The sequence below is a fragment of the Enterobacter sp. BIDMC 26 genome, assembly GCF_000534435.1.
GTDB lineage: Bacteria > Pseudomonadota > Gammaproteobacteria > Enterobacterales > Enterobacteriaceae > Enterobacter > Enterobacter ludwigii.
Genome location: NZ_KI973182.1, coordinates 628,560 through 648,841 on the forward strand (window position 1 = coordinate 628,560; position 20,282 = coordinate 648,841).

21 protein-coding genes are annotated in these 20,282 nt (G+C 54.8%); 13 read left to right on the top strand and 8 right to left on the bottom strand.

What is annotated here, in order from left to right:
- Positions 1-293: 293 nt before the first annotated feature.
- The 8 genes from potF (at position 294) to L462_RS20245 (ending at position 8,425) form a co-directional block, all read left to right on the top strand.
- Positions 294-1,406 carry a spermidine/putrescine ABC transporter substrate-binding protein PotF gene (potF, locus tag L462_RS20280; protein WP_014169310.1) on the top strand — a complete coding sequence of 371 codons (1,113 nt, stop codon included), beginning with the start codon at positions 294-296 and terminating at the stop codon, positions 1,404-1,406.
- 143 nt (positions 1,407-1,549) lie between these two features.
- Positions 1,550-2,683, top strand: a complete 1,134-nt coding sequence (gene potG / locus L462_RS20275; RefSeq protein ID WP_020884870.1) for a putrescine ABC transporter ATP-binding subunit PotG — start codon at positions 1,550-1,552, stop codon at positions 2,681-2,683.
- 10 nt (positions 2,684-2,693) lie between these two features.
- On the top strand, positions 2,694-3,647 hold the full coding sequence (gene potH, locus L462_RS20270; protein WP_032677761.1) for a putrescine ABC transporter permease PotH: 954 nt from the start codon (positions 2,694-2,696) through the stop codon (positions 3,645-3,647).
- Entirely contained in the window at positions 3,644-4,489 is an 846-nt protein-coding gene (potI, locus tag L462_RS20265) for a putrescine ABC transporter permease PotI (protein WP_020884869.1), read from the top strand. Before potH ends, potI begins: the two co-directional genes overlap by 4 nt.
- A 65-nt stretch (positions 4,490-4,554) precedes the next feature.
- Positions 4,555-5,028 (top strand): YbjO family protein, encoded by a 474-nt coding sequence (locus tag L462_RS20260; RefSeq protein ID WP_014169315.1) that lies wholly within the window; start codon positions 4,555-4,557, stop codon positions 5,026-5,028.
- Positions 5,029-5,068: 40 nt separating this feature from the next.
- Entirely contained in the window at positions 5,069-6,196 is a 1,128-nt protein-coding gene (gene rlmC / locus L462_RS20255) for a 23S rRNA (uracil(747)-C(5))-methyltransferase RlmC (RefSeq protein WP_032677762.1), read from the top strand.
- Between the two features lie 71 nt (positions 6,197-6,267).
- The gene (locus L462_RS20250; RefSeq protein WP_032677763.1) at positions 6,268-6,972 is read left to right on the top strand and encodes a response regulator transcription factor; all 705 of its coding nucleotides are present in this window, start codon (positions 6,268-6,270) and stop codon (positions 6,970-6,972) included.
- Positions 6,959-8,425 carry a sensor histidine kinase gene (locus L462_RS20245; RefSeq protein ID WP_020884866.1) on the top strand — a complete coding sequence of 489 codons (1,467 nt, stop codon included), beginning with the start codon at positions 6,959-6,961 and terminating at the stop codon, positions 8,423-8,425. The genes L462_RS20250 and L462_RS20245 overlap by 14 nt, the downstream gene beginning before the upstream one ends.
- A 63-nt stretch (positions 8,426-8,488) precedes the next feature.
- On the opposite strand, the gene artJ is transcribed toward L462_RS20245, so the two are convergent.
- The 6 genes from artJ to L462_RS20215 all read right to left on the bottom strand — a co-directional run bounded on the left by artJ (position 8,489) and on the right by L462_RS20215 (position 13,014).
- Entirely contained in the window at positions 8,489-9,220 is a 732-nt protein-coding gene (artJ, locus tag L462_RS20240; protein ID WP_032677764.1) for an arginine ABC transporter substrate-binding protein ArtJ, read from the bottom strand.
- Positions 9,221-9,397: 177 nt separating this feature from the next.
- Entirely contained in the window at positions 9,398-10,066 is a 669-nt protein-coding gene (gene artM / locus L462_RS20235; protein ID WP_032677765.1) for an arginine ABC transporter permease ArtM, read from the bottom strand.
- Complete coding sequence (artQ, locus tag L462_RS20230; protein ID WP_014169322.1) at positions 10,066-10,782, bottom strand: arginine ABC transporter permease ArtQ; 717 nt, start codon at positions 10,780-10,782, stop codon at positions 10,066-10,068. Before artQ ends, artM begins: the two co-directional genes overlap by 1 nt.
- A 6-nt stretch (positions 10,783-10,788) precedes the next feature.
- Positions 10,789-11,520: an arginine ABC transporter substrate-binding protein ArtI gene (gene artI, locus L462_RS20225; RefSeq protein WP_020884864.1), complete on the bottom strand. Its 732-nt coding sequence runs from the start codon at positions 11,518-11,520 to the stop codon at positions 10,789-10,791.
- A 20-nt stretch (positions 11,521-11,540) separates the two neighbouring features.
- Positions 11,541-12,269: an arginine ABC transporter ATP-binding protein ArtP gene (gene artP, locus L462_RS20220; RefSeq protein ID WP_014169324.1), complete on the bottom strand. Its 729-nt coding sequence runs from the start codon at positions 12,267-12,269 to the stop codon at positions 11,541-11,543.
- Between the two features lie 226 nt (positions 12,270-12,495).
- Positions 12,496-13,014, bottom strand: coding sequence for a lipoprotein (locus L462_RS20215; protein WP_032677766.1), 519 nt, complete (start codon positions 13,012-13,014; stop codon positions 12,496-12,498).
- 97 nt (positions 13,015-13,111) lie between these two features.
- Between L462_RS20215 and L462_RS20210 the strand changes: the two genes are divergently transcribed.
- From L462_RS20210 to L462_RS20200, 3 genes are all read left to right on the top strand, one after another.
- Positions 13,112-13,435 carry a heavy metal-binding domain-containing protein gene (locus tag L462_RS20210; RefSeq protein WP_006174327.1) on the top strand — a complete coding sequence of 108 codons (324 nt, stop codon included), beginning with the start codon at positions 13,112-13,114 and terminating at the stop codon, positions 13,433-13,435.
- Positions 13,432-14,262, top strand: a complete 831-nt coding sequence (locus L462_RS20205; RefSeq protein WP_032677767.1) for an N-acetylmuramoyl-L-alanine amidase — start codon at positions 13,432-13,434, stop codon at positions 14,260-14,262. The genes L462_RS20210 and L462_RS20205 overlap by 4 nt, the downstream gene beginning before the upstream one ends.
- Positions 14,263-14,530: 268 nt before the next feature.
- Positions 14,531-15,154: a helix-turn-helix domain-containing protein gene (locus L462_RS20200; RefSeq protein WP_032677768.1), complete on the top strand. Its 624-nt coding sequence runs from the start codon at positions 14,531-14,533 to the stop codon at positions 15,152-15,154.
- Here L462_RS20200 and L462_RS20195 read toward each other — a convergent pair whose 3' ends face one another.
- Together L462_RS20195 and L462_RS20190 are read right to left on the bottom strand one after the other, a co-directional pair.
- Positions 15,155-15,751 (bottom strand): hypothetical protein, encoded by a 597-nt coding sequence (locus tag L462_RS20195; protein WP_032677769.1) that lies wholly within the window; start codon positions 15,749-15,751, stop codon positions 15,155-15,157.
- Positions 15,751-17,313 (bottom strand): ExeA family protein, encoded by a 1,563-nt coding sequence (locus L462_RS20190; protein ID WP_032677770.1) that lies wholly within the window; start codon positions 17,311-17,313, stop codon positions 15,751-15,753. Before L462_RS20190 ends, L462_RS20195 begins: the two co-directional genes overlap by 1 nt.
- A 300-nt stretch (positions 17,314-17,613) precedes the next feature.
- Between L462_RS20190 and gspC the strand changes: the two genes are divergently transcribed.
- Both gspC and gspD read left to right on the top strand, forming a co-directional pair.
- Positions 17,614-18,345, top strand: a complete 732-nt coding sequence (gene gspC / locus L462_RS20185) for a type II secretion system protein GspC (RefSeq protein ID WP_032679660.1) — start codon at positions 17,614-17,616, stop codon at positions 18,343-18,345.
- Between the two features lie 13 nt (positions 18,346-18,358).
- On the top strand, positions 18,359-20,275 hold the full coding sequence (gene gspD / locus L462_RS20180; protein ID WP_032677771.1) for a type II secretion system secretin GspD: 1,917 nt from the start codon (positions 18,359-18,361) through the stop codon (positions 20,273-20,275).
- Positions 20,276-20,282 lie beyond the last annotated feature (7 nt).

Genomic DNA, 20,282 nt, shown 5'->3' on the forward strand with positions numbered 1-20,282 from the left:
CTGCTTTTAACCTTTCTTTAAAGAATTTTTCACCTCCCCAAGCGCCATTTCGGCTTATCACGTAGACATAACCTGCATAAAAAATTGATAAAAGGCGTTTTTTCGTCTGGGCTATAGCCGGAGACACGGGCTACAGTTATTCTTGCGATGCTTAAAAAAGCGAGCGGATCCTGCCGGGTAAAGAGGTTTCTTTTTATTTCGTGCAGAGCGACAAACTATGCATGATTATTGCATATCTTCAGATTGCACAGTTTTAGTTCGTTTGTTAACGAGCTTTCAGAAGGAATAACGATATGATCGCCTTGAATAAAAAATGGTTATCGGGTCTGGTTGCGGGTGCTCTGATGGCCGTCTCTGCCGGCACGCTCGCTGCGGAACAAAAAACGCTGCACGTTTATAACTGGTCTGACTATATCGCGCCGGATACCGTCGCTAATTTCGAAAAAGAGACCGGCATTAAAGTGGTCTATGACGTTTTCGATTCCAACGAAGTGCTGGAAGGGAAACTGATGGCGGGCAGTACCGGTTTTGACCTGGTGGTACCTTCCGCAAGCTTCCTTGAGCGTCAGCTGACGGCAGGTGTTTTCCAGCCGCTCGATAAGAGCAAATTACCGAACTGGAAAAACCTCGATCCGGAAGTGCTTAAGCTGGTCGCCAAGCATGACCCGGACAACAAATACGCGATGCCGTATCTGTGGGCGACCACCGGTATTGGCTATAACGTCGATAAAGTCAAAGCGGTGCTGGGTAAAGATGTCAAACTCGACAGCTGGGACGTGGTGCTGAAGCCGGAAAACCTTGAGAAGCTGAAAAGCTGCGGCGTCTCTTTCCTGGATGCGCCAGAAGAGATTTTCGCCACCGTGCTGAACTACCTGGGCAAAGATCCTAACAGCAGCAAGGCCGATGATTACACCGGCCCGGCAACCGATCTGCTGCTGAAGCTGCGTCCGAACATTCGTTACTTCCACTCCTCGCAGTACATCAACGACCTGGCAAACGGTGATATCTGCGTGGCGATTGGCTGGGCAGGGGACGTATGGCAGGCGGCTAACCGCGCCAAAGAAGCCAAAAACGGCGTGAATGTTTCCTACTTCATTCCGAAAGAGGGCGCGCTGGCGTTCTTCGACGTCTTCGCCATGCCGGCTGACGCGAAAAACAAAGACGAAGCTTACCAGTTCCTTAACTACCTGATGCGTCCGGAAGTCATCGCGCATATCAGCGATCACGTCTATTACGCTAACGGCAACAAGGCCTCTGTGCCGCTGGTCAGCGAAGAGATCCGCAATAACCCGGCTATCTATCCGCCGGCGGATGTGTTTGCCAAGCTGTTCACCCTGAAAGTTCAGGATCCAAAAATTGACCGCGTACGTACCCGTGCGTGGACCAAAGTGAAAAGCGGTAAATAACGGCGTCCGGTACGGTTGCCCGGTGGCGAAAACGCTCACCGGGCCTGCTAAACCCGTCGGTCGGGCTGGCGTGAGCGCCGCCCGACGATGCGCACCCTGATGGTGCGTTTGCACCAGTTTTGATTTCTGCCGGAGAGCACCCCGTGAATGACGCGATCCCCCGCCCGCAGGCGAAAGTCCGTAAAGCGCTGACCCCGCTTCTTGAAATTCGTAACCTCACCAAATCTTTCGATGGTCAGCATGCCGTGGACGACGTCAGCCTGACTATCTACAAAGGTGAAATTTTTGCCCTTCTGGGCGCATCTGGCTGCGGTAAATCGACCCTGCTGCGTATGCTGGCCGGTTTTGAACAGCCTACCGCCGGGCAAATCATGCTCGATGGTGTCGATCTCTCCCGCGTGCCGCCGTATCAGCGCCCGATAAACATGATGTTCCAGTCTTACGCGCTCTTCCCACATATGACGGTGGAGCAGAATATCGCCTTTGGTCTTAAGCAGGACAAACTGCCGAAAGCCGAAATCACCGCCCGCGTGGCGGAGATGCTCAGCCTGGTGCACATGCAGGAGTTCGCGAAGCGTAAACCGCATCAGCTCTCTGGTGGCCAGCGTCAGCGCGTGGCGCTGGCCAGAAGCCTGGCGAAACGGCCAAAGCTGCTGCTGCTCGATGAACCGATGGGGGCCCTGGATAAAAAACTGCGTGACCGTATGCAGCTGGAAGTGGTGGATATCCTTGAGCGCGTGGGGGTGACCTGCGTGATGGTTACCCATGACCAGGAAGAGGCGATGACCATGGCCGGGCGTATTGCGATCATGAACCGCGGTAAGTTCGTACAGATTGGCGAGCCGGAAGAGATTTATGAGCATCCGACCACCCGCTACAGCGCGGAGTTCATCGGGTCGGTCAACGTTTTCGAAGGGCTGCTGAAATCGCGCGAGGATGACGGTCTGGTGATCGAGTCGCCGGGGCTGCAGCATCCGCTTAAGGTCGATCCGGATAGCTCGGTGGTGGATAACGTGCCGGTGTATGTCGCGCTCCGCCCGGAGAAGATCATGCTGTGCGAAGATCCGCCTGCCGATGGCTTTAACTTCGCCGTCGGGGAAGTGGTGCACATTGCTTACCTGGGCGACCTCTCCATCTACCATGTGCGTCTGAAAAGCGGGCAGATGCTCAGCGCCCAGCTGCAGAACGAACATCGTTATCGCAAGGGACAGCCGACCTGGGGCGATGAAGTGCGCCTGTGCTGGGATGCGGACAGTTGTGTAGTGCTGACGGTATAAGGAGCGGACAATGAGTACCTTAGAACCTCCAGCCCGCGTTGAAAAACCGGGTGGCTTTGCGCACTGGCTGGCGCGCATGCAGATGAACCACGGACGCAAGCTGGTGATTGCCATGACTTACGTGTGGCTGATCCTGCTGTTCCTGCTGCCGTTCCTGATTGTTTTTAAGATAAGCCTGGCGGAAATGGCGCGGGCGATCCCGCCCTATACCAACCTGCTGGACTGGGCTGACGGACAGCTGACGCTGACCCTTAACCTCGGCAATTTCCTGCAGTTGGCGGAAGATCCGCTCTATTTCGAAGCTTATCTGCAGTCGTTGCAGGTGGCGGCGATCTCGACGATCTGCTGTCTGCTTCTGGGTTACCCGCTGGCATGGGCCGTGGCGCACAGTAAATCCTCGACGCGCAACATTCTGCTGTTGCTGGTGATCCTGCCGTCATGGACCTCGTTCCTGATCCGCGTCTACGCGTGGATGGGGATCCTGAAAAACAACGGTGTGCTGAATAACTTCCTGATGTGGCTTGGGGTTATCGATCAGCCCCTGACGATCCTGCATACCAATCTCGCGGTCTATATCGGGATTGTTTACGCCTATCTGCCGTTTATGGTGCTGCCAATTTATACGGCGCTGACGCGTATCGATTATTCGCTGGTGGAAGCATCGCTTGACCTTGGTGCCCGTCCGCTTAAAACCTTCTTCAGCGTTATCGTTCCGTTGACCCGGGGCGGCATTATTGCCGGGTCGATGCTGGTCTTTATCCCGGCGGTAGGGGAGTTTGTGATCCCGGAACTGCTCGGTGGCCCGGACAGCATCATGATTGGGCGTGTGCTGTGGCAGGAGTTCTTTAATAACCGCGACTGGCCTGTGGCGTCTGCGGTGGCGATCGTGATGTTGCTCCTGCTGATCGTACCGATCATGTGGTTCCACAAACATCAGCAGAAACAGATGGGAGACCACGGATGAACAACTTACCGGTAGTGCGCTCCCCGTGGCGAATTGCCATCCTGGTGATTGGCTTTACTTTCCTGTATGCACCCATGTTGATGCTGGTGATCTACTCGTTCAACAGCTCCAAACTGGTAACGGTATGGGCCGGCTGGTCGACGCGCTGGTACGGCGAATTGTTCCATGATGACGCGATGATGAGCGCGGTGGGGCTGAGCCTGACCATCGCCGCGCTGGCGGCCACGATGGCCTCCGTGCTGGGGACCATTGCCGCGCTGGTCATGGTGCGCTTCGGGCGTTTTCGGGGGTCGAACGGTTTTGCCTTTATGATCACCGCGCCGCTGGTTATGCCAGACGTTATCACCGGTCTGGCGCTGCTGCTGCTGTTCGTCGCCCTGGCGCATGCCATTGGCTGGCCGGCAGATCGCGGCATGCTCACCATCTGGCTGGCACACGTCACCTTCTGTACCGCGTACGTGGCGGTGGTTATCTCTTCGCGTTTGCGCGAGCTGGACCGCTCCATTGAAGAGGCGGCGATGGATCTCGGAGCGACGCCGCTGAAGGTCTTCTTCATCATCACGCTGCCGATGATTATGCCGGCGGTGATCTCCGGCTGGCTGCTGGCGTTTACGCTGTCGCTCGACGACCTGGTTATCGCCAGCTTTGTCTCAGGACCGGGCGCGACGACGCTGCCTATGCTGGTCTTCTCCAGCGTACGCATGGGGGTCAATCCGGAGATTAACGCCCTGGCCTCGATTATCCTCGGGGTGGTCGGAATTGTCGGATTTATCGCCTGGTATTTGATGGCGCGCGCGGAAAAACAACGTGTGCGTGATATCCAGCGTGCAAGACGCGGCTGAAGGATTTAAAATTTCCAGTGATGTGCCGCGCATGACGCGGCACTGTTTTTCAGGGAAGTAAAACATTGGGATTATTAAAAAAATCACGTCTTACGCACGCTCGTCCAAACGTTCCTGCACTGGTGCAGGTGGCGGCGCTCGCTATTATTATGATCCGCTGTCTTGATGTGCTGATGATCCTTAACACCCTGGGTGTGCGCGGTATGGCTGAATTCATTCACCGCAGCGTACAGACGTGGAACCTGACGCTGGTCTTTTTGAGCAGCCTGGTACTGGTGTTTATCGAGATTTACTGCGCATTTTCGCTGGTCAGAGGACGCAACTGGGCACGCTGGGTCTATTTGCTGACGCAAATTACGGCGGCGAGCTATCTGTGGGCCGCCTCGCTGGGGTATGGCTATCCGGAACTGTTCAGCATTGCGGGTGGATCAAAACGCGAGATTTTGCACGCGCTGTTTTTGCAAAAACTCCCGGATATGCTGGTGCTGTTTTTCCTGTTCGTGCCTGCTTCCAGTCGGCGGTTCTTCCAGCTGCAATAATGTGTATAATCGCAGCCCTCGTGATTCTTAAGGTTTTGATATGCAGTGCGCACTCTATGACGCCGGTCGCTGCCGCTCCTGTCAGTGGATAGAACAGCCGGTTTCTCAGCAACTCACCGCCAAAATGGCCGACCTGCAACACCTGCTGGCAGACCATGCCGTGGGCGAATGGTGCGCACCCGTCAGCGGGCCGGAGCAGGGCTTTCGTAATAAAGCCAAAATGGTGGTGAGCGGCAGCGTTGAAAAACCGCTGCTGGGCATGTTGCATCGCGATGGTACGCCTGAAGATTTAACCGACTGTCCGCTTTATCCTGCCTCGTTTGCGCCGGTCTTTGCTGCGCTCAAACCGTTTATTGCCCGTGCCGGGTTAACGCCCTATAACGTTGCCCGCAAGCGCGGCGAGCTCAAATACCTTCTTCTTACCGAAAGCCAGGTAGACGGCAGCATGATGCTGCGATTTGTTCTGCGCTCAGAAGCCAAGGTGGAGCAGCTTCGCGCGGCGTTGCCATGGCTTCAGCAACAGCTTCCGCAGTTAACCGTTATCACCGCGAATATTCAGCCGGTGCATATGGCTATCATGGAAGGGGAGCGGGAGATCTTCTTCACCGAACAGCATGCGCTGGCAGAAACGTTCAACGATGTACCGCTGTGGATCCGTCCGCAAAGCTTCTTCCAGACCAACCCGACCGTCGCGAGTGCGCTTTATGCCACCGCCCGTGACTGGGTGCGGGCGTTAAATATCCATCATATGTGGGATCTGTTCTGCGGGGTGGGTGGCTTCGGTCTGCACTGCGCCACGCCAGACATGCAGCTTACCGGGATTGAGATCTCCGCCGAAGCGATTGCCTGTGCCAGACAGTCTGCCGCAGAGCTTGGGTTGACCCGGCTGCACTTCCAGGCGCTGGACTCCACGCAGTTCGCGACGGGGCAGGACAATGTGCCTGAACTGGTGCTGGTGAACCCGCCGCGCCGGGGCATCGGGAAAGCGCTGTGCGACTATCTGAGCCAGATGGCACCGGACTACATCGTCTACTCCAGCTGCAACGCGCAGACGATGGCTAAAGATATCGCGACGCTGCCGGGCTACCGCATTGAACGCGTCCAGCTGTTCGATATGTTCCCGCATACCGCGCATTATGAAGTCCTGACGCTACTCGTTAAATCTTAAACAAAATGTGAACTCTGTCCGCCTGCGAAATCAGGTAAGCTTATCTCATCAGAATTGAAGAAGGCTTACCCATGAAGCAGATCCTGCTGGTGGAAGATGACCACGATATCGCGGCGCTTCTGCGCCTCAACTTAGAAGATGAAGGCTACGCCATCACCCACGAGCCCGACGGGGGCAATGCCTTACAGCGCCTCGAGAAGCAGCCGTGGGATGCGGTGATCCTCGATTTAATGCTCCCCAATGTCGACGGTCTGGAGATTTGCCGTCGCATTCGCCAGATGACCCGCTACCTGCCGGTGATCATCATCAGCGCCCGCAGCAGTGAAACCGACCGCATTACCGGGCTGGAAACCGGGGCGGACGATTATCTGGCCAAGCCGTTTTCGGTACAGGAGCTGATCGCGCGCATCAAGGCGCTGTTCCGACGCCAGCAGGCGATGGGGCAGACGCAAAGTGCCGGGAATATTCAGGCTCACGGCCTGACGCTCGACCCGCTGGCGCGCAGCGTGCTTTTGCACGGTCAGGTGGTGGATCTCACCCCGCGCGAGTTTGAACTGCTGTACTTCTTTGCCCGTCATCCCGGTGAAGTTTTCTCGCGTCTGGCGCTGCTGGAACAGGTCTGGGGCTATCAGCACGAAGGTTACGAACACACCGTCAACACCCACATTAACCGCCTGCGCATCAAGATTGAGAAGGACGCCGCCGAGCCGGAGATCATTCGCACCGTCTGGGGCAAAGGCTACAAATTTGCGGAGCCAAACGATGCGCCGCTTTAGCCTGAGCCAGCGCCTGACGCTGTTGTTTATTCTGCTGCTGACGCTCTGTGCGACCATCGCCTGCGCGGTGCAACTTTACAGCACCACGCAGTACGGTAATGCGATGGTGCAGCGGCTGTCCGGTGGCCTGGCGCAGCAGATTGTCCAGCGGGAACCGATTCTGGATGCGCAGGGCAGGGTTGACCGCCACGCGCTGAAACCGCTCTTTGACCGGCTGATGACCTTCAATCCAAGCGTCGAACTGTACGTTGTCTCGCCTGATGGCGAACTGCTGGCTGACGCCGCGCCACCGGGGCATATCCAGCGGCAAAAAATCGACCTCGGGCCGGTGCAGACTTTCCTCAGTGATGCCGCGCGGCCGGTACTGGGCGATGACCCGCGAAGCCAGAACAAAAAGGTTTTCAGCGCAACGCCGTTGCGTCAGGACGGAGAACTGAAAGGCTATCTGTACATTATTCTGCAGGGCGAAGAGTCAAACGCGCTGGCGGAGATGGCCTGGCATCAGGCGCTCTGGAGCACCGTCCTGTGGTCATTGATGTGGGTCGCGCTGTTTGGTTTGCTGGCGGGGTTACTGGTCTGGTACTGGGTAACGCGTCCGGTCAAACGTCTTACGCAGGAAGTGGCCGGGCTGGAGCAGGACAGCATTAGCGCCATTAAGCAGCTGGCGGCGCAGCCTACAGAAACCACGGTAAAGGATGAAGTGGCCACGCTGCGCAATACGTTTATCGAGCTGGCCCGTAAAATCACCCTGCAGTGGGATCAGCTGGCCGACAGCGATCGTCAGCGCCGGGAGTTTATCGCCAATATTTCGCACGATTTACGCACGCCGCTCACCTCCTTGCTGGGCTATCTCGAAACGCTGTCGCTGAAATCCGCGACGCTGACGCCGCAGGAGCACCAGCAGTATCTCGCCACGGCGCTGCGCCAGGGTCAGAAAGTGCGTCATCTTTCGCAGCAGCTGTTTGAACTGGCACGTCTTGAGCACGGCGGCATCAAACCGCAGCGCGAGCGTTTTGCCATGGGTGAGCTGATTTCAGACGTGGCGCAGAAATTTGAACTTACGGCCCGCACGCGGGAGGTGAACCTGCGCATTGATGTACCGGGCCCGTTGCCGCTGGTGAATGCCGATGTCTCGATGATTGAGCGGGTGGTGACTAACCTGCTGGATAACGCGATGCGGCATACGCCGACCGGTGGAGAGGTTCGTCTGGCGGTCTGGCAGGAGAACGCGCAGCTACAGGTTGAGGTGGCTGATAATGGAACCGGCGTTGATGCTTCTCTTCGCAACGATCTGTTTGAGCGTCCTTCGGCGTTAAATCCGCAGGCATCACGGGAAAACCGTGGCGGGTTGGGGCTGTTGATTGTGAAACGCATGCTGGAACTGCACGGCGGGGGGATCAGGCTGATGGAGTCCACGAACGGGGCTCGTTTTCGCTTCTTTGTTCCACTGTGAAATTGCCGGGTTTGCCCGGCCTACAGACCACCCCCGTAGGCCAGGCTACCCGACAAAAAGCTGTTATTGCGGGAACCACCGATCGCTGATTTTCTTGTACGTGCCGTCAGCTTTAATTGCTTTCAGCGCGCCATTCAGTTTTTCCAGCAGGGCTTTGTTATCCGGACGCACCGCAATGCCCAGGCCCGTACCGAAGTACTGTGGATCGGTCACTTTTTCGGTCGCGGTGCCCAGCTGTGGGTTGGTTTTCAGCCACTCGTTCACCACCGCAGTGTCACCGAAGACCCCATCAATACGGCCATTTTTCAGGTCGATAATGGCATTCTGGTAGCTGTCATAGGCCACGGTTTTCACTTCAGGATGTTTGTCCTGCAGGTATTTCTGGTGCGTGGTGCCGTTTTCCATCCCAATGCGTTTGCCTTTCAGCTGGTCAAAGGATGTGTAAACCCCTTTCTTCGCAATGACCACCGCCGAGTTGGCGTAGTACGGGTCGGTGAAGGTGACCTGCTTGCTACGCTCTGGGGTGATGTCCATCCCGGAGATCACCGCGTCGTATTTCTTGAATTTCAGCGACGGGATCAGGCTGTCAAACGCATGGTTAGTGAACGTGCAGTCGGCCTGCATCTGTTTGCACAGGGCTTTGGCGAGGTCGATATCAAAACCGACAATCTGGTTGCTGGCATCCAGCGACTCAAACGGCGGATAGGTGGCCGAAACGCCGAAGTTGATTTTATCTGCAGCTGATGCGCCAGCGGCGAAAGTGGCCAGTAAAGCGGCCAGAACTAACTTTTTCATTGTAATGCTCCCGTCTGTCAGTCTGTCTTATGCGCCGTGTCTGCGGCATGGAAATACAATGCCATTTAATGAATTTATATTCAATAAAAATGATTAAATATTATTTAGTCCATAAAAAAAGACGGGCAGTCGTTAGACTTGCCCGTCTTCGTCAATAAAATTTATGCAAATCGATGATTAATTACGGCGCTCAAACGCCAGCGATTTACGCTCGATAAGGCGCATCATCAGCGTCAGCAAACCGTTTACCACCAGATAGACCACGCCCGCGGCACCAAACACCATTACGTCGTAGGTGCGTCCGTAGAGCAGCTGCCCGTGGCCCATGACCTCCATCAGCGTGATGGTGTAGGCCAGAGACGTACTCTTGAAAACCAGCACCACTTCGTTGGAGTAGGAGGAGAGCGCACGTTTAAACGCGTACGGCAGCAAGATAGCCAGCGTGTCTTTCTTGCTCATGCCCAGCGCACCACAGGACTGCCATTGCCCTTCCGGGATGGCACGGATAGCCCCGTAGAACAGCTGCGTGGTATAGGCCGCACTGTTCAGCGAAAGGGCAATCAGGGCGCACAGCCATGGCTCAGAAAGCAGGTGCCAGATAACCGGATACTCCTGCAGCGACGGGAACTGACCCGGGCCATAGTAAATCAGGAAGATCTGCACCAGCAGCGGTGTACCGGTGAACAAGGTAATGTAGGCTCGCACAATCCATACCAGCACCGGCGTTTTTAGCGTCAGGACGATGGTAAAGATCAACGCCAGGATCAGCGCCACGATGATCGATGCGACGGTCAGCGTCAGGCTGGTGTGCAGCCCTTTCATCAGCTCCGGAAAATATTCAAGCATCAGCCTGGTCTCCGTTCAAAGCGCGTCGCACGCAGATCAATGCGCTTGAGGATGTACTGACTCACCAGCGTGATCACCAGGTAGATAGCCGCCGCCACGATGTACCAGGTAAACGGCTCCTGGGTACGGGTCGCGATACTTTTGGTTTGCAGCATTAAATCGTTCACGCTGATCAGGCTTACCAGCGCGGTATCTTTCAGCAGCACCAGCCACTGGTTACCCAGCCCGGGCAGCGCATGACGCCACATCTGCGGCATCACCAGACGGAAGAAGATCGCCGATTTCGACAAGCCTAACGCCTGGCCAGACTCCCACTGTCCCTGCGGAACCGCTTTCAGCGCACCGCGCAGGGTTTGCGAAGCATACGCGGAATAGAGCAGAGAGAGGGCAATCACGCCGCACAGGAACGGGCTGACGTCAAAGTTCTCAATCTGCATCTGCACCGGGATCTGCACCACACCCAGATTGAGGGTGAAGCCGTCCGACAGCGTTAACAGCAGCTGCGAGGAGCCAAAATAGATAAACAGGACCACCAGAATTTCAGGCAGCCCGCGCAGCACGGTGACCAGCGCTGAGCCGGCCCATGCGACAGGGAACCATTTTGCTGATTCCCATACCGCAAAGATCATCGCCAGCACAAGGCCGATAATCAATGCGCAAACGGCAAGGCCGACGGTCATCCCGGCGGCGCTTGCTAAAGGAAAAATTTCATTCATCAGGAATTACTTCTGGAACCATTTTTTGTAGATGGTTTCGTAGGTGCCGTCTTTCTTCACTTTTTCCAGCGCAGCGTTGAATTTCTGCTGCAGCTCAGTGTTGCCCTGACGAACGGCAATACCCAGACCCGTGCCGAAGTAATCCTTGTCGGTCACTTTATCGCCCACTGGCGCCAGTTTATCGTTGGCTTTCAGCCACTCGGTCACCACGGCGGTGTCGCCGAACACGCCATCAATACGGCCGTTCTGCAGATCCAGCTTCGCATTCTGGTAGCTGTCATACGGAACGGTGGTGATTTCCGGGTGTTTATCCATGATGAATTTCTGGTGCGTGGTGCCGTTCTGCACGCCCACTTTCTTGCCTTTCAGCTGATCAACCGACGTGAATTTGCCTTTCTGACCAATAAACAGGGCAGAGTTGTCGTAGTAAGGGGTAGTGAACAGAACCTGTTTTTCACGCTCAGGGGTGATATCCATTCCGGCCATAACGGCGTCGATACGGCGGAACTTCAGGCTTGGGATCAGGCTGTCGAACGCCTGGTTGCTGAAGGTACAGGTTGCGTCGATCTCTTTACACAGGGCGTTTGCCAGATCCACGTCAAAGCCGACAATTTTATTGTTCGCATCAATGGATTCAAACGGAGGATAAGACGCTTCAGTCGCGAAACGAATCGTCTGGGCTGCGGTAGCGGAAAGGGTGACGCTGGCGAGCAGCGCGGCAAGTAATACTTTTTTCATTATCATTTCCCCTGACACAATCAATGAGATAAATAGTTTTTGAACGCATCGGTTTGCGGGTTTGAGAAGCAGCTCGCATCACCTTGCTCAACGATATACCCGTTTTCCATGTAGACCACGCGGCTGGCCGTTTTGCGCGCCACTTCCACTTCATGGGTTACGATGACCTGAGTAATATGGGTTTCCGCCAGCTCGCGAATGATGCTCACGATCTGGGCGGTAATTTCGGGATCCAGCGCCGCGGTCGGTTCATCAAACAGCAGTACCGCAGGCTCCATCATCAGCGCACGGGCAATCGCCACACGTTGCTGCTGACCACCGGACAGGTGCAGCGGATAGCGGTCGCTGTAAGGCTTGAGGCGCAGACGCTCCAGCAGCTTATCCGCACGCGCGATCGCCTGATCTTTACTTAAGCCCAGCACGCGGCACGGGGCTTCGATCAGGTTTTGCAGTACGGTCAGATGCGGCCAGAGATTGTATTGCTGGAAGACCATGCCAACGTTTTGACGCAGTTCACGAATCGCTTTATCAGACGGTGTTTTCGCGAAATCAAAATGGTTACCGGCGATAGCCAGCGTACCCGAACGGGGCATTTCAAGCAGATTAAGGACACGCAGAAGGGAGCTTTTACCTGCACCGCTTGGGCCAAGCAAAACCAGCGTTTCGCCTTCCGGGCAGTCCAGCGTGATGTCAAACAGCGCCTGGTGTGCGCCGTAGAAGCAGTTAATGCCGTTTAGTTTAATACTCATCGGGGCAGTCTTTACTCATCCAGGCAATCTATAGCAATTGAGGCCGCAGATAGTACCGTTGACAGAATAGTTATGCAATATTTCTGCGTTAAAAGTTAAATATAACCCGCAATACCCTCTAAACATAGCACAAAATAGCGAGCGGCAATGTCGGCGAGTATAAATGTCGGCATTCCGCATGAAATGCCGCACATTTTACGGGGTTAACGCTTTTTAAACGGGAGGCTTAGCGGTTTTCAATCGACTGGCGGAGCGTGCCTGCCGGGGCGTGAACGCTGCCACCGACGTACCTTACGTCGTCCACCGCCCAGCACTGACCTTCACGGACCATCAGCACTTCATCCTGCCAGGTTTGGGTTCCCTGGGTCAGTTTGACGCGCAGGGGAATGTTTCGCGCATCGGTGTTTGGGATCGTTGAAGCACTGGTGACCTCGGCGCTGTCAGGCAGCGTGGCGCGGCTGGAGAACGGATCGGATTTAAGCAGTGCATTATGCTGCGGATCGCGGGTGGCGTCGCTCAGCAGTTTCGCCAGGCCGTCACTCAGATACGGACGCAGAGCGGTAATATCATTGCTGCGGTGCTGTATGCGGTAATCGTAGAACTGTTGCGCCACGGTATCCGGGCCGCCCACAATGCATGGGCCGCTGCGGGTACCAATATCCTTAAAGGCTGGCGTGACCGTGGTGGTGCAGGCGCTGAGCACCAGCGCGCAGGGCACGAAAAGTGTTAAAGCTGAATAGCGCATGTTGATTTCCTTATTTATTAACTATCCTTTCAATCATAGCGTAACGAACCGATAATGCTGTACCTAAGGCATTGAACGCTAAAGAAGGAGAGAAAGTATGCAGTTTTCAACAACGCCTACCCTGGAAGGGCAACCCATTACCGAGTATTGCGGCGTGGTCACCGGCGAAGCCATACTGGGCGCGAACATTTTCCGGGACTTCTTTGCCGGCATTCGCGATATCGTGGGGGGACGTTCTGGCGCGTATGAGAAAGAGCTGCGCAAAGCCCGCGAAATTGCGTTTAAAGAGCTTGGCGAGCAGGCCAAGGCGCTGGGGGCAGATGCCGTGGTAGGCATCGATATTGACTACGAAACGGTCGGTAAAGATGCCAGCATGCTGATGGTGAGCGTAAGCGGTACGGCGGTGAAAACCCGTCGATGAAGCGCTCGCTTGCCACACTCCTGCTGGCGCTGTTGCTGGCAGGGTGCGCCACGGAAAAAGGCATTATTGATAAAGGTGCCTATGAGCTGGATACCCGCCATCAGGCCCAGGCGGCTTACCCGCGTATAAAGGTGCTGGTGATCCACTACACCGCCGATGACTTTGACAGCTCGCTGGCGACGTTAACCGACAAGAATGTCAGCTCTCACTACCTGATCCCCGCCAAACCGCCTGCCCCTGAGGGCAAACCGCGTATCTGGCAGCTGGTACCGGAGAGTGAATTGGCATGGCATGCCGGCATCAGCTTCTGGCGCGGCACCAACCGTATTAATGACACCTCCGTGGGGATTGAGCTGGAAAACCGGGGCTGGCAAAAAACGGCGGGAGTAAAACACTTCACCCCGTTCGAGCCGGCGCAAATTGCTGCTCTGATCCCGCTCGCCAAAGACATTATCGCCCGCTACGACATTAAGCCGCAGAACGTCGTCGCGCACTCTGATATTGCCCCCCAGCGTAAAGACGATCCCGGCCCGCTGTTCCCCTGGCGCGAACTGGCGCAGCAGGGAATTGGTGCCTGGCCCGATCCGGACCGCGTCAACTTTTATCTCAATGGGCAGCCACGCTATCAGGAAGTGGACAGCGCACTGCTGCTCGATCTGTTAGCGCGGTATGGCTATGAAGTGCCGGAGGCTGCCACAGCCCAGCAGCAGAAAAGAGTGATTACCGCGTTTCAAATGCACTTCCGTCCACAGCTGTGGAATGGTGTGGCTGACCGGGAAACGCTGGCCATCGCTGAAGCGCTTCTGGAAAAGTACGGACAGGGGTGATCCTGCGGGATACCCCCTCGTAAGTATTTTTCGCGTAATTTAAGTAAGATTAATCTTAAGTACAAACTCAATTCATTTTTAGTTAATTGACTTAAAATTATCCGGATTTAAGATGGACACATAGCTTGCTAAGTAAAGCAGCAAATTAACGTAAACAATTTCTACTTTTATTTTCTCCTTGAGTGTTTCATCAGGAAAATATTCCTGGGTTGAGGCCTTACGTCTTAATCCTGAGTTTTATATTTCACATCTTAAATTGGGTATAATAATGTTAAGCATCTACGGTAAAAAATTACGTCCGCAAAACGAAGTCAACGCAATTATTTCTGCAACGTCAGGATTTGAAGAGAAGACGTTAAAAAAGTGGCAGAAAATATCTACCAGTGATTCACAGTATATTCATATTATCGTCAGTGGCGACGTTGAGTTCCGCCGCGAATCTGATGAACTGTGCATGTTCACCGTTCAGGGGCCGTGTATATTTGGGCTTTGTTCTATGTTTTACAGCGCCACGCACATGTATGGCCTCATTCGGTCAAATACCGTCGTGCGCTCGATAAAAAAAGAGGCCTTCGCCCAGCTAATGACTGAAAACAATCTGTGGCCGGAACTGACGAAAGTGCTCTCCTGGTATATTTGTATGCTGAGCAAGCGTGACGATGTGCTGGTTGCCCGCAGCGCCTATTCGGTAGTGCGCGAATTTTTATACGAGATTAATGAACTGATTGTTCAGCATCAGCGTGATATCAATATATATGACTATATTCAGGAATACACCAACCTGGCACGCAGTACCATTATTAAAATTCTCTCCGACCTGAAAAAAGGTCAGTATATTGTGGTGGAAAAGGGACGACTCCTTAACCTGACATCCTTGCCTGAAAAATATTAATTACTCCAGCCGGTCCCCTTTATGACGTAAAGGGGACCGGGAAATATCCTGCGTTTCGTCAACCGGCGGCGCGGGAATTTTGCCTTGCGAATAATCCTGCTCTTGTTCTTTTAACGCCTGCTTAAACAATTCTGTTAATGAGGAACTGTCACTGCCAGCCCGTGCAGAAGCGTCGGTGTGCGCCCCGGTTCCGGGTAACGTATCCCGCGCGGTATCGTGCTGAGACGCTCCTTCAGGCGCCTGCTGCCAGTCGGTATCATCGCCGTTAATCGGCAGATCCTGCAGGGCAGGCATATCCTCATGCACCGGCGCAGGTTTAGGGTGCGGATGCGGGAAGGGTTTGCTCACATACACATAATGCATATCTGAAAGCTGTGTTTCCGGTCTGGCGCTGCTCGCGTTGATGGGGGCGGGGGCAGGGTGGCGCAGATCCCAATACACATGCGCGTACAACCCGGCCATCAGCATGGCGCACAGACCCAGGAGTCCTAAAACGGTGTGGGCAAAAACGTGTCTCAGTACGGGAAGGCGATATGAAAACCAGACCGCTTCCCCGGTGGTGTAACTGCGCTGAGCCGCAAGGCTGATAGTAGACATCAGGAATGCTTCTCCTGCATTTTCGCATCCGGTATTGCATGCGAAGCCTGGATCAATACGCTCGGCGTGGTGTTGGTTTCCCGCATTAACTGCATCAATGTCTCTTCGCCGGGAATACCGTCCACATGCAGATGCATTTTTTGCTGGAACGCGCGGGTGCGTTTCATCATCTCCGCAGTCCAGCGCTGAGCGTGAGTTTCAGGTTGAGAAAGGGCCTGGCTCAGCTGCTGATCAAGCCAGGTCATCTCTTTGCCGTCACTGGTTGCGCTGATGGCGTCTTTACCTTCCGGCGTCAGGCGGTGCAGTTGCGTATAGTTTCCGGTTGCATGCCGGTTAAACCAGTTGCGACTGACCTGCCAGGTCCGGTTATTCATCAGCAGGTCCATCGAGGTTTCTCCGACGCGGGCGACCACCGCATAGTTAAGATGATTGCCGGTTTTGAGCTCGCTCACCCACGGATAACCTTCGCCTGCCAGCGCATCCGGAGAGGCATTTCCCTGCTTACACATCAGGTTTACCTTCACCGCGTTTTGACACAGCGCATCGTCCGCCGAGGCGTCATACCCCCACATCAGATAAAGCTGATGCATCGCGTCCGGCTGATTGACTATTTCCTTGTCGATAACCGGCACGACGGGGGCCTGAACGGGGGCGGCCGGGTGTTTCCAGCTTATCGGAACCGGCAGAGAAACCGGGAGGCGAGCAGTCATTGAGGCGGTGAAATACCAGCCGCAAGCCGCGAACAGCACAGAGGCAAACAGTGAAACCGTTGCCAGACGCTTACCCTGTTTTTTCGCGGGCAGCACCTCTGCGGCCGCCAGGCGTAAATGTCGCGGACTGACCTGGCTTGCGCGTTCGGTCCAGGCCGCGAGCATCGACAGGTGCGCCAGCGCATTCAGTTCACTGATTTTCCCTTTTGTCATTGCGTGCATCTTACGCACGCGCGCCGGGGATAACGGCGAGCTTTCGCCCCCGTGCTCTTCGCACTGCGCCTGCACGTAGCTGAGATATTCACGGCAGGTCAGGGGGCGCAAGGTGTGGTGGGTATGCACATATTCACGCAGATCAGATTGCTGTAGCAGCGCCGCCTGATTTTCCGCGCCCGTCAGCACCACCGATAAATGAAACCCCAGCTCCTGCGCACGGGTGAGCAGCATCCCCAGCACCGTCCGGCAGGTCTCTTTCATGGCTTCAGTATGGGAAATGACCAGCACGGTGGCCTGCGTTTTCCCGGCTTGCCACTGCTGCAGCACGGTATCGACCGCCTGAATACGGCTGGCGATTGCTTTCGTGTCCGGGCTGAGCTTGTACAGCAGGCTACTGGCGCTCAGTTTTGGAAACGCGTTGATGGCAAGAACGCGGTTGTCGCTGTTTTTCAGCGCATCGCTGAACTGGCCCAACAGCGAAGTATCGTCGCTAAAGAGCCCGCATATTCCCGCCTGTTGGGTTTTCTCTTTCAGCAGGTTAAATACGTCCTGATGATAAGGCACCAGAAAATCCCCGGATAAGCGGGTGACCTTCCTGAAGGGCGGGGTTTTAAAAGTAAAGTGGCTCTGATACATAACGACTTACCGTCTCTGATTAGGAATAGCAACAGGTCGTAAAATTACGGTAAGGAGACGGGGCGATCAATTTTTCAACTGGGTAAAAATATCCGGCAGAAATGTCCTAACACCTCGATTTTAGACGGTCAATAATTTTCTTTATTAAAGTTGGTGGCGAAGTCGATGGTCGTATTCACCGCGTCTCATTACTCTCTTCACACGTTTTGTCGCAGCGTGATGCTGCTTATTTTCGCTTTGTTAAAGGCCAGATGAAAAATGAGGTTCTCATTTCTGTCACGGTGGATAACCCCTTGTATGATGTTGGCGCTGTTAATTTTTAGCGGCCAGCAAGGGTATTTCACGTTTAAAGATTATAAAAAGGTTACGAATAGGTTGGCTAACGCCGATGCGCAGCCGCTGAAAAACCGCCGCGAAGAGAAAACATTCACGCTTTTCACGGCTGCAGCACGTCAGGACACTGGGCCGGCTGCGCTAAAAGCCCCGCTGGCGGCGGAAATAGAAGGCATTGTGCGCAGTGATGACCCCTGGCTTTCCTTCGCTGTTATTAAAACGCCCGCGGGCCAGAAGAGCTACCGCGAAGGGGAGCCGCTGACCGGTTTTAACGATGCCTTTATTCAGGAAATTAACAAAGACAGTGTCGTCGTGAATTATGAAGGCATCACGCAGACGCTGGCCTTAAAGAAACCGGATTATTTCAAGGGCGGCGTTGATAGCGGCCCGGTAACCAAATCGACAAAAGATGCAGGCGCAGACATGCTGCATCTGAATGATTATCTGGTATTAAAACCGGTTGTCGAAAAAGGCCAACTGGAAGGCTATACCATTAATCCCCGGAATGCCTCTTCCTTTTATAGCCATTCAGGACTGAAAAAAGGGGATGTGGCAGTCGAAGTGAATGCTGTCGATATGACCGATGAAGTCAAGGCAAAAAATATTATTGCTGAATGGTCAAAAATGAAAGAAGCGGAGGTTGTCGTCAGACGTCACGCTCACCTTGAAAATATTCGGGTCAATGTTCTTAACAATTAATAAGTGTACAGACATGAAGAAATTTCCATGGGCGTGCGTGGCGCTGACCGCATTGTCGTTATATTCGGGTTCGCTGCTCGCAGCCAACTTTAGCGCGAGTTTTAAAAATACCGATATCCGCGAGTTTATCGATACGGTAGGCCGCAACCTTAACAAAACCATTCTCGTCGACCCGTCGGTTCAGGGCTCTGTATCCGTCAGAACCTACAACGTGCTGACGGAGGATGAGTATTACCAGTTCTTCCTGAGCGTGCTGGATCTCTACGGTCTCTCGGTGATCCCGATGGATAACGGCATGGTTAAAGTGGTGCGCTCAAGCGTGGCCCGCACCGCCGGTGCGCCGCTGGCAGACAGCACAAACCCGGGCAAAGGCGATGAGATTATTACCCGTGTCGTGCGCATGGAAAACGTGCCGGTGCGTGAACTCGCGCCGCTGTTGCGTCAACTGAACGATGCTACCGGCATCGGCAACGTGGTGCACTTCGAGCCTTCCAACGTGCTGCTGTTAACCGGTAAAGCGTCCGTGGTGAACCGGCTGGTGGATCTGGTCCAGCGCGTGGATAAAGACGGTGTACAGCGTCGCGAAATCGTCCCCCTGCGCTTTGCTTCCGCCAAAGCGCTCTCCGACATGTTGAATAATCTCAACAACGAAGAGCAGAAAGGGCAGAACGCGCCGCAGTTGGCCACCAAAGTGGTGGCGGATGACGAAACCAACAGCCTGGTGATCAGCGGTTCGGAGGATGCGCGCACGCGTACCCGCAGCCTGATCCATGAGTTAGATCGCGAGCAGAACAACGAGGGGAATACCCGCGTCTTCTATCTCAAGTACGCCAGCGCCACCAAAGTGGTTCCGGTGCTCACCGGTATTGGCGAACAGCTGAAAGACAAAGCCGGCACCGCGAAGGCGAAAACCGCCACCGCGGCAACCGATCTGAATATTACCGCCGACGAGTCAACCAACTCGCTGGTGATCACCGCGCAGCCTAACGTGATGAACTCCCTTGAGAAGGTGATCGACAAGCTCGACATCCGCCGTCCGCAGGTGCTGGTGGAAGCCATCATTGCTGAAGTGCAGGACGGCAACGGTCTGGATCTGGGCGTGCAGTGGACCGGCAAGCACGGTGGTGTCCAGTTCGGCTCCACCGGCCTGCCCATTAGTCAGATAAAAAATGGCACCATCAAGGGCGCCAGCTTTACTGGCCTGGCGACCGGCTTCTTTAACGGTGATTTCGGTGCGCTGATGACCGCGCTCTCAACTGACGGCAAAAACGACATTCTTTCCACGCCAAGCGTGGTCACGCTGGATAACAAAGAGGCGTCATTTAATGTCGGTCAGGACGTGCCGGTGCTTTCCGGTTCGCAGACCACCAGTGGTGATAATGTCTTTAACTCCGTAGAGCGCAAGACGGTGGGGACCAAACTGAAAATTGTGCCGCAAATCAACGACGGCGACATGATCCACCTGAAGATTGAGCAGGAAGTCTCAAGCGTCGACAACAGCGCAACGGAAGACGCCAGCCTTGGCCCAACCTTTAATACCCGAACCATCAATAACGAAGTGATGGTGCACAGCGGGCAAACGGTGGTGCTCGGTGGCCTGATGGAGAATGTCACTAAGCAGTCGGTCTCCAAAGTGCCGCTGCTGGGGGATATTCCGCTGGTCGGGCAGCTTTTCCGCTACACCTCGCAGGACGCGTCCAAACGCAACCTGATGGTCTTTATTCATACCACCGTGCTGCGTGACGACGACAACTACAGCGCGGCGTCGAAAGAGAAATATGACCAGATCCGCGCCCGTCAGCAGCAGCGCGTTGAGGAGAAAAAGCTCGGGATCATTGAACCGGCGGATAACGCCGTGTTACCCGCGTTCCCTGCTGCGAGTGCTGCAACGGTGAAAACCAGCGCGTCCCGCAATCCGTTTAAAGAGTAAGGCGGAG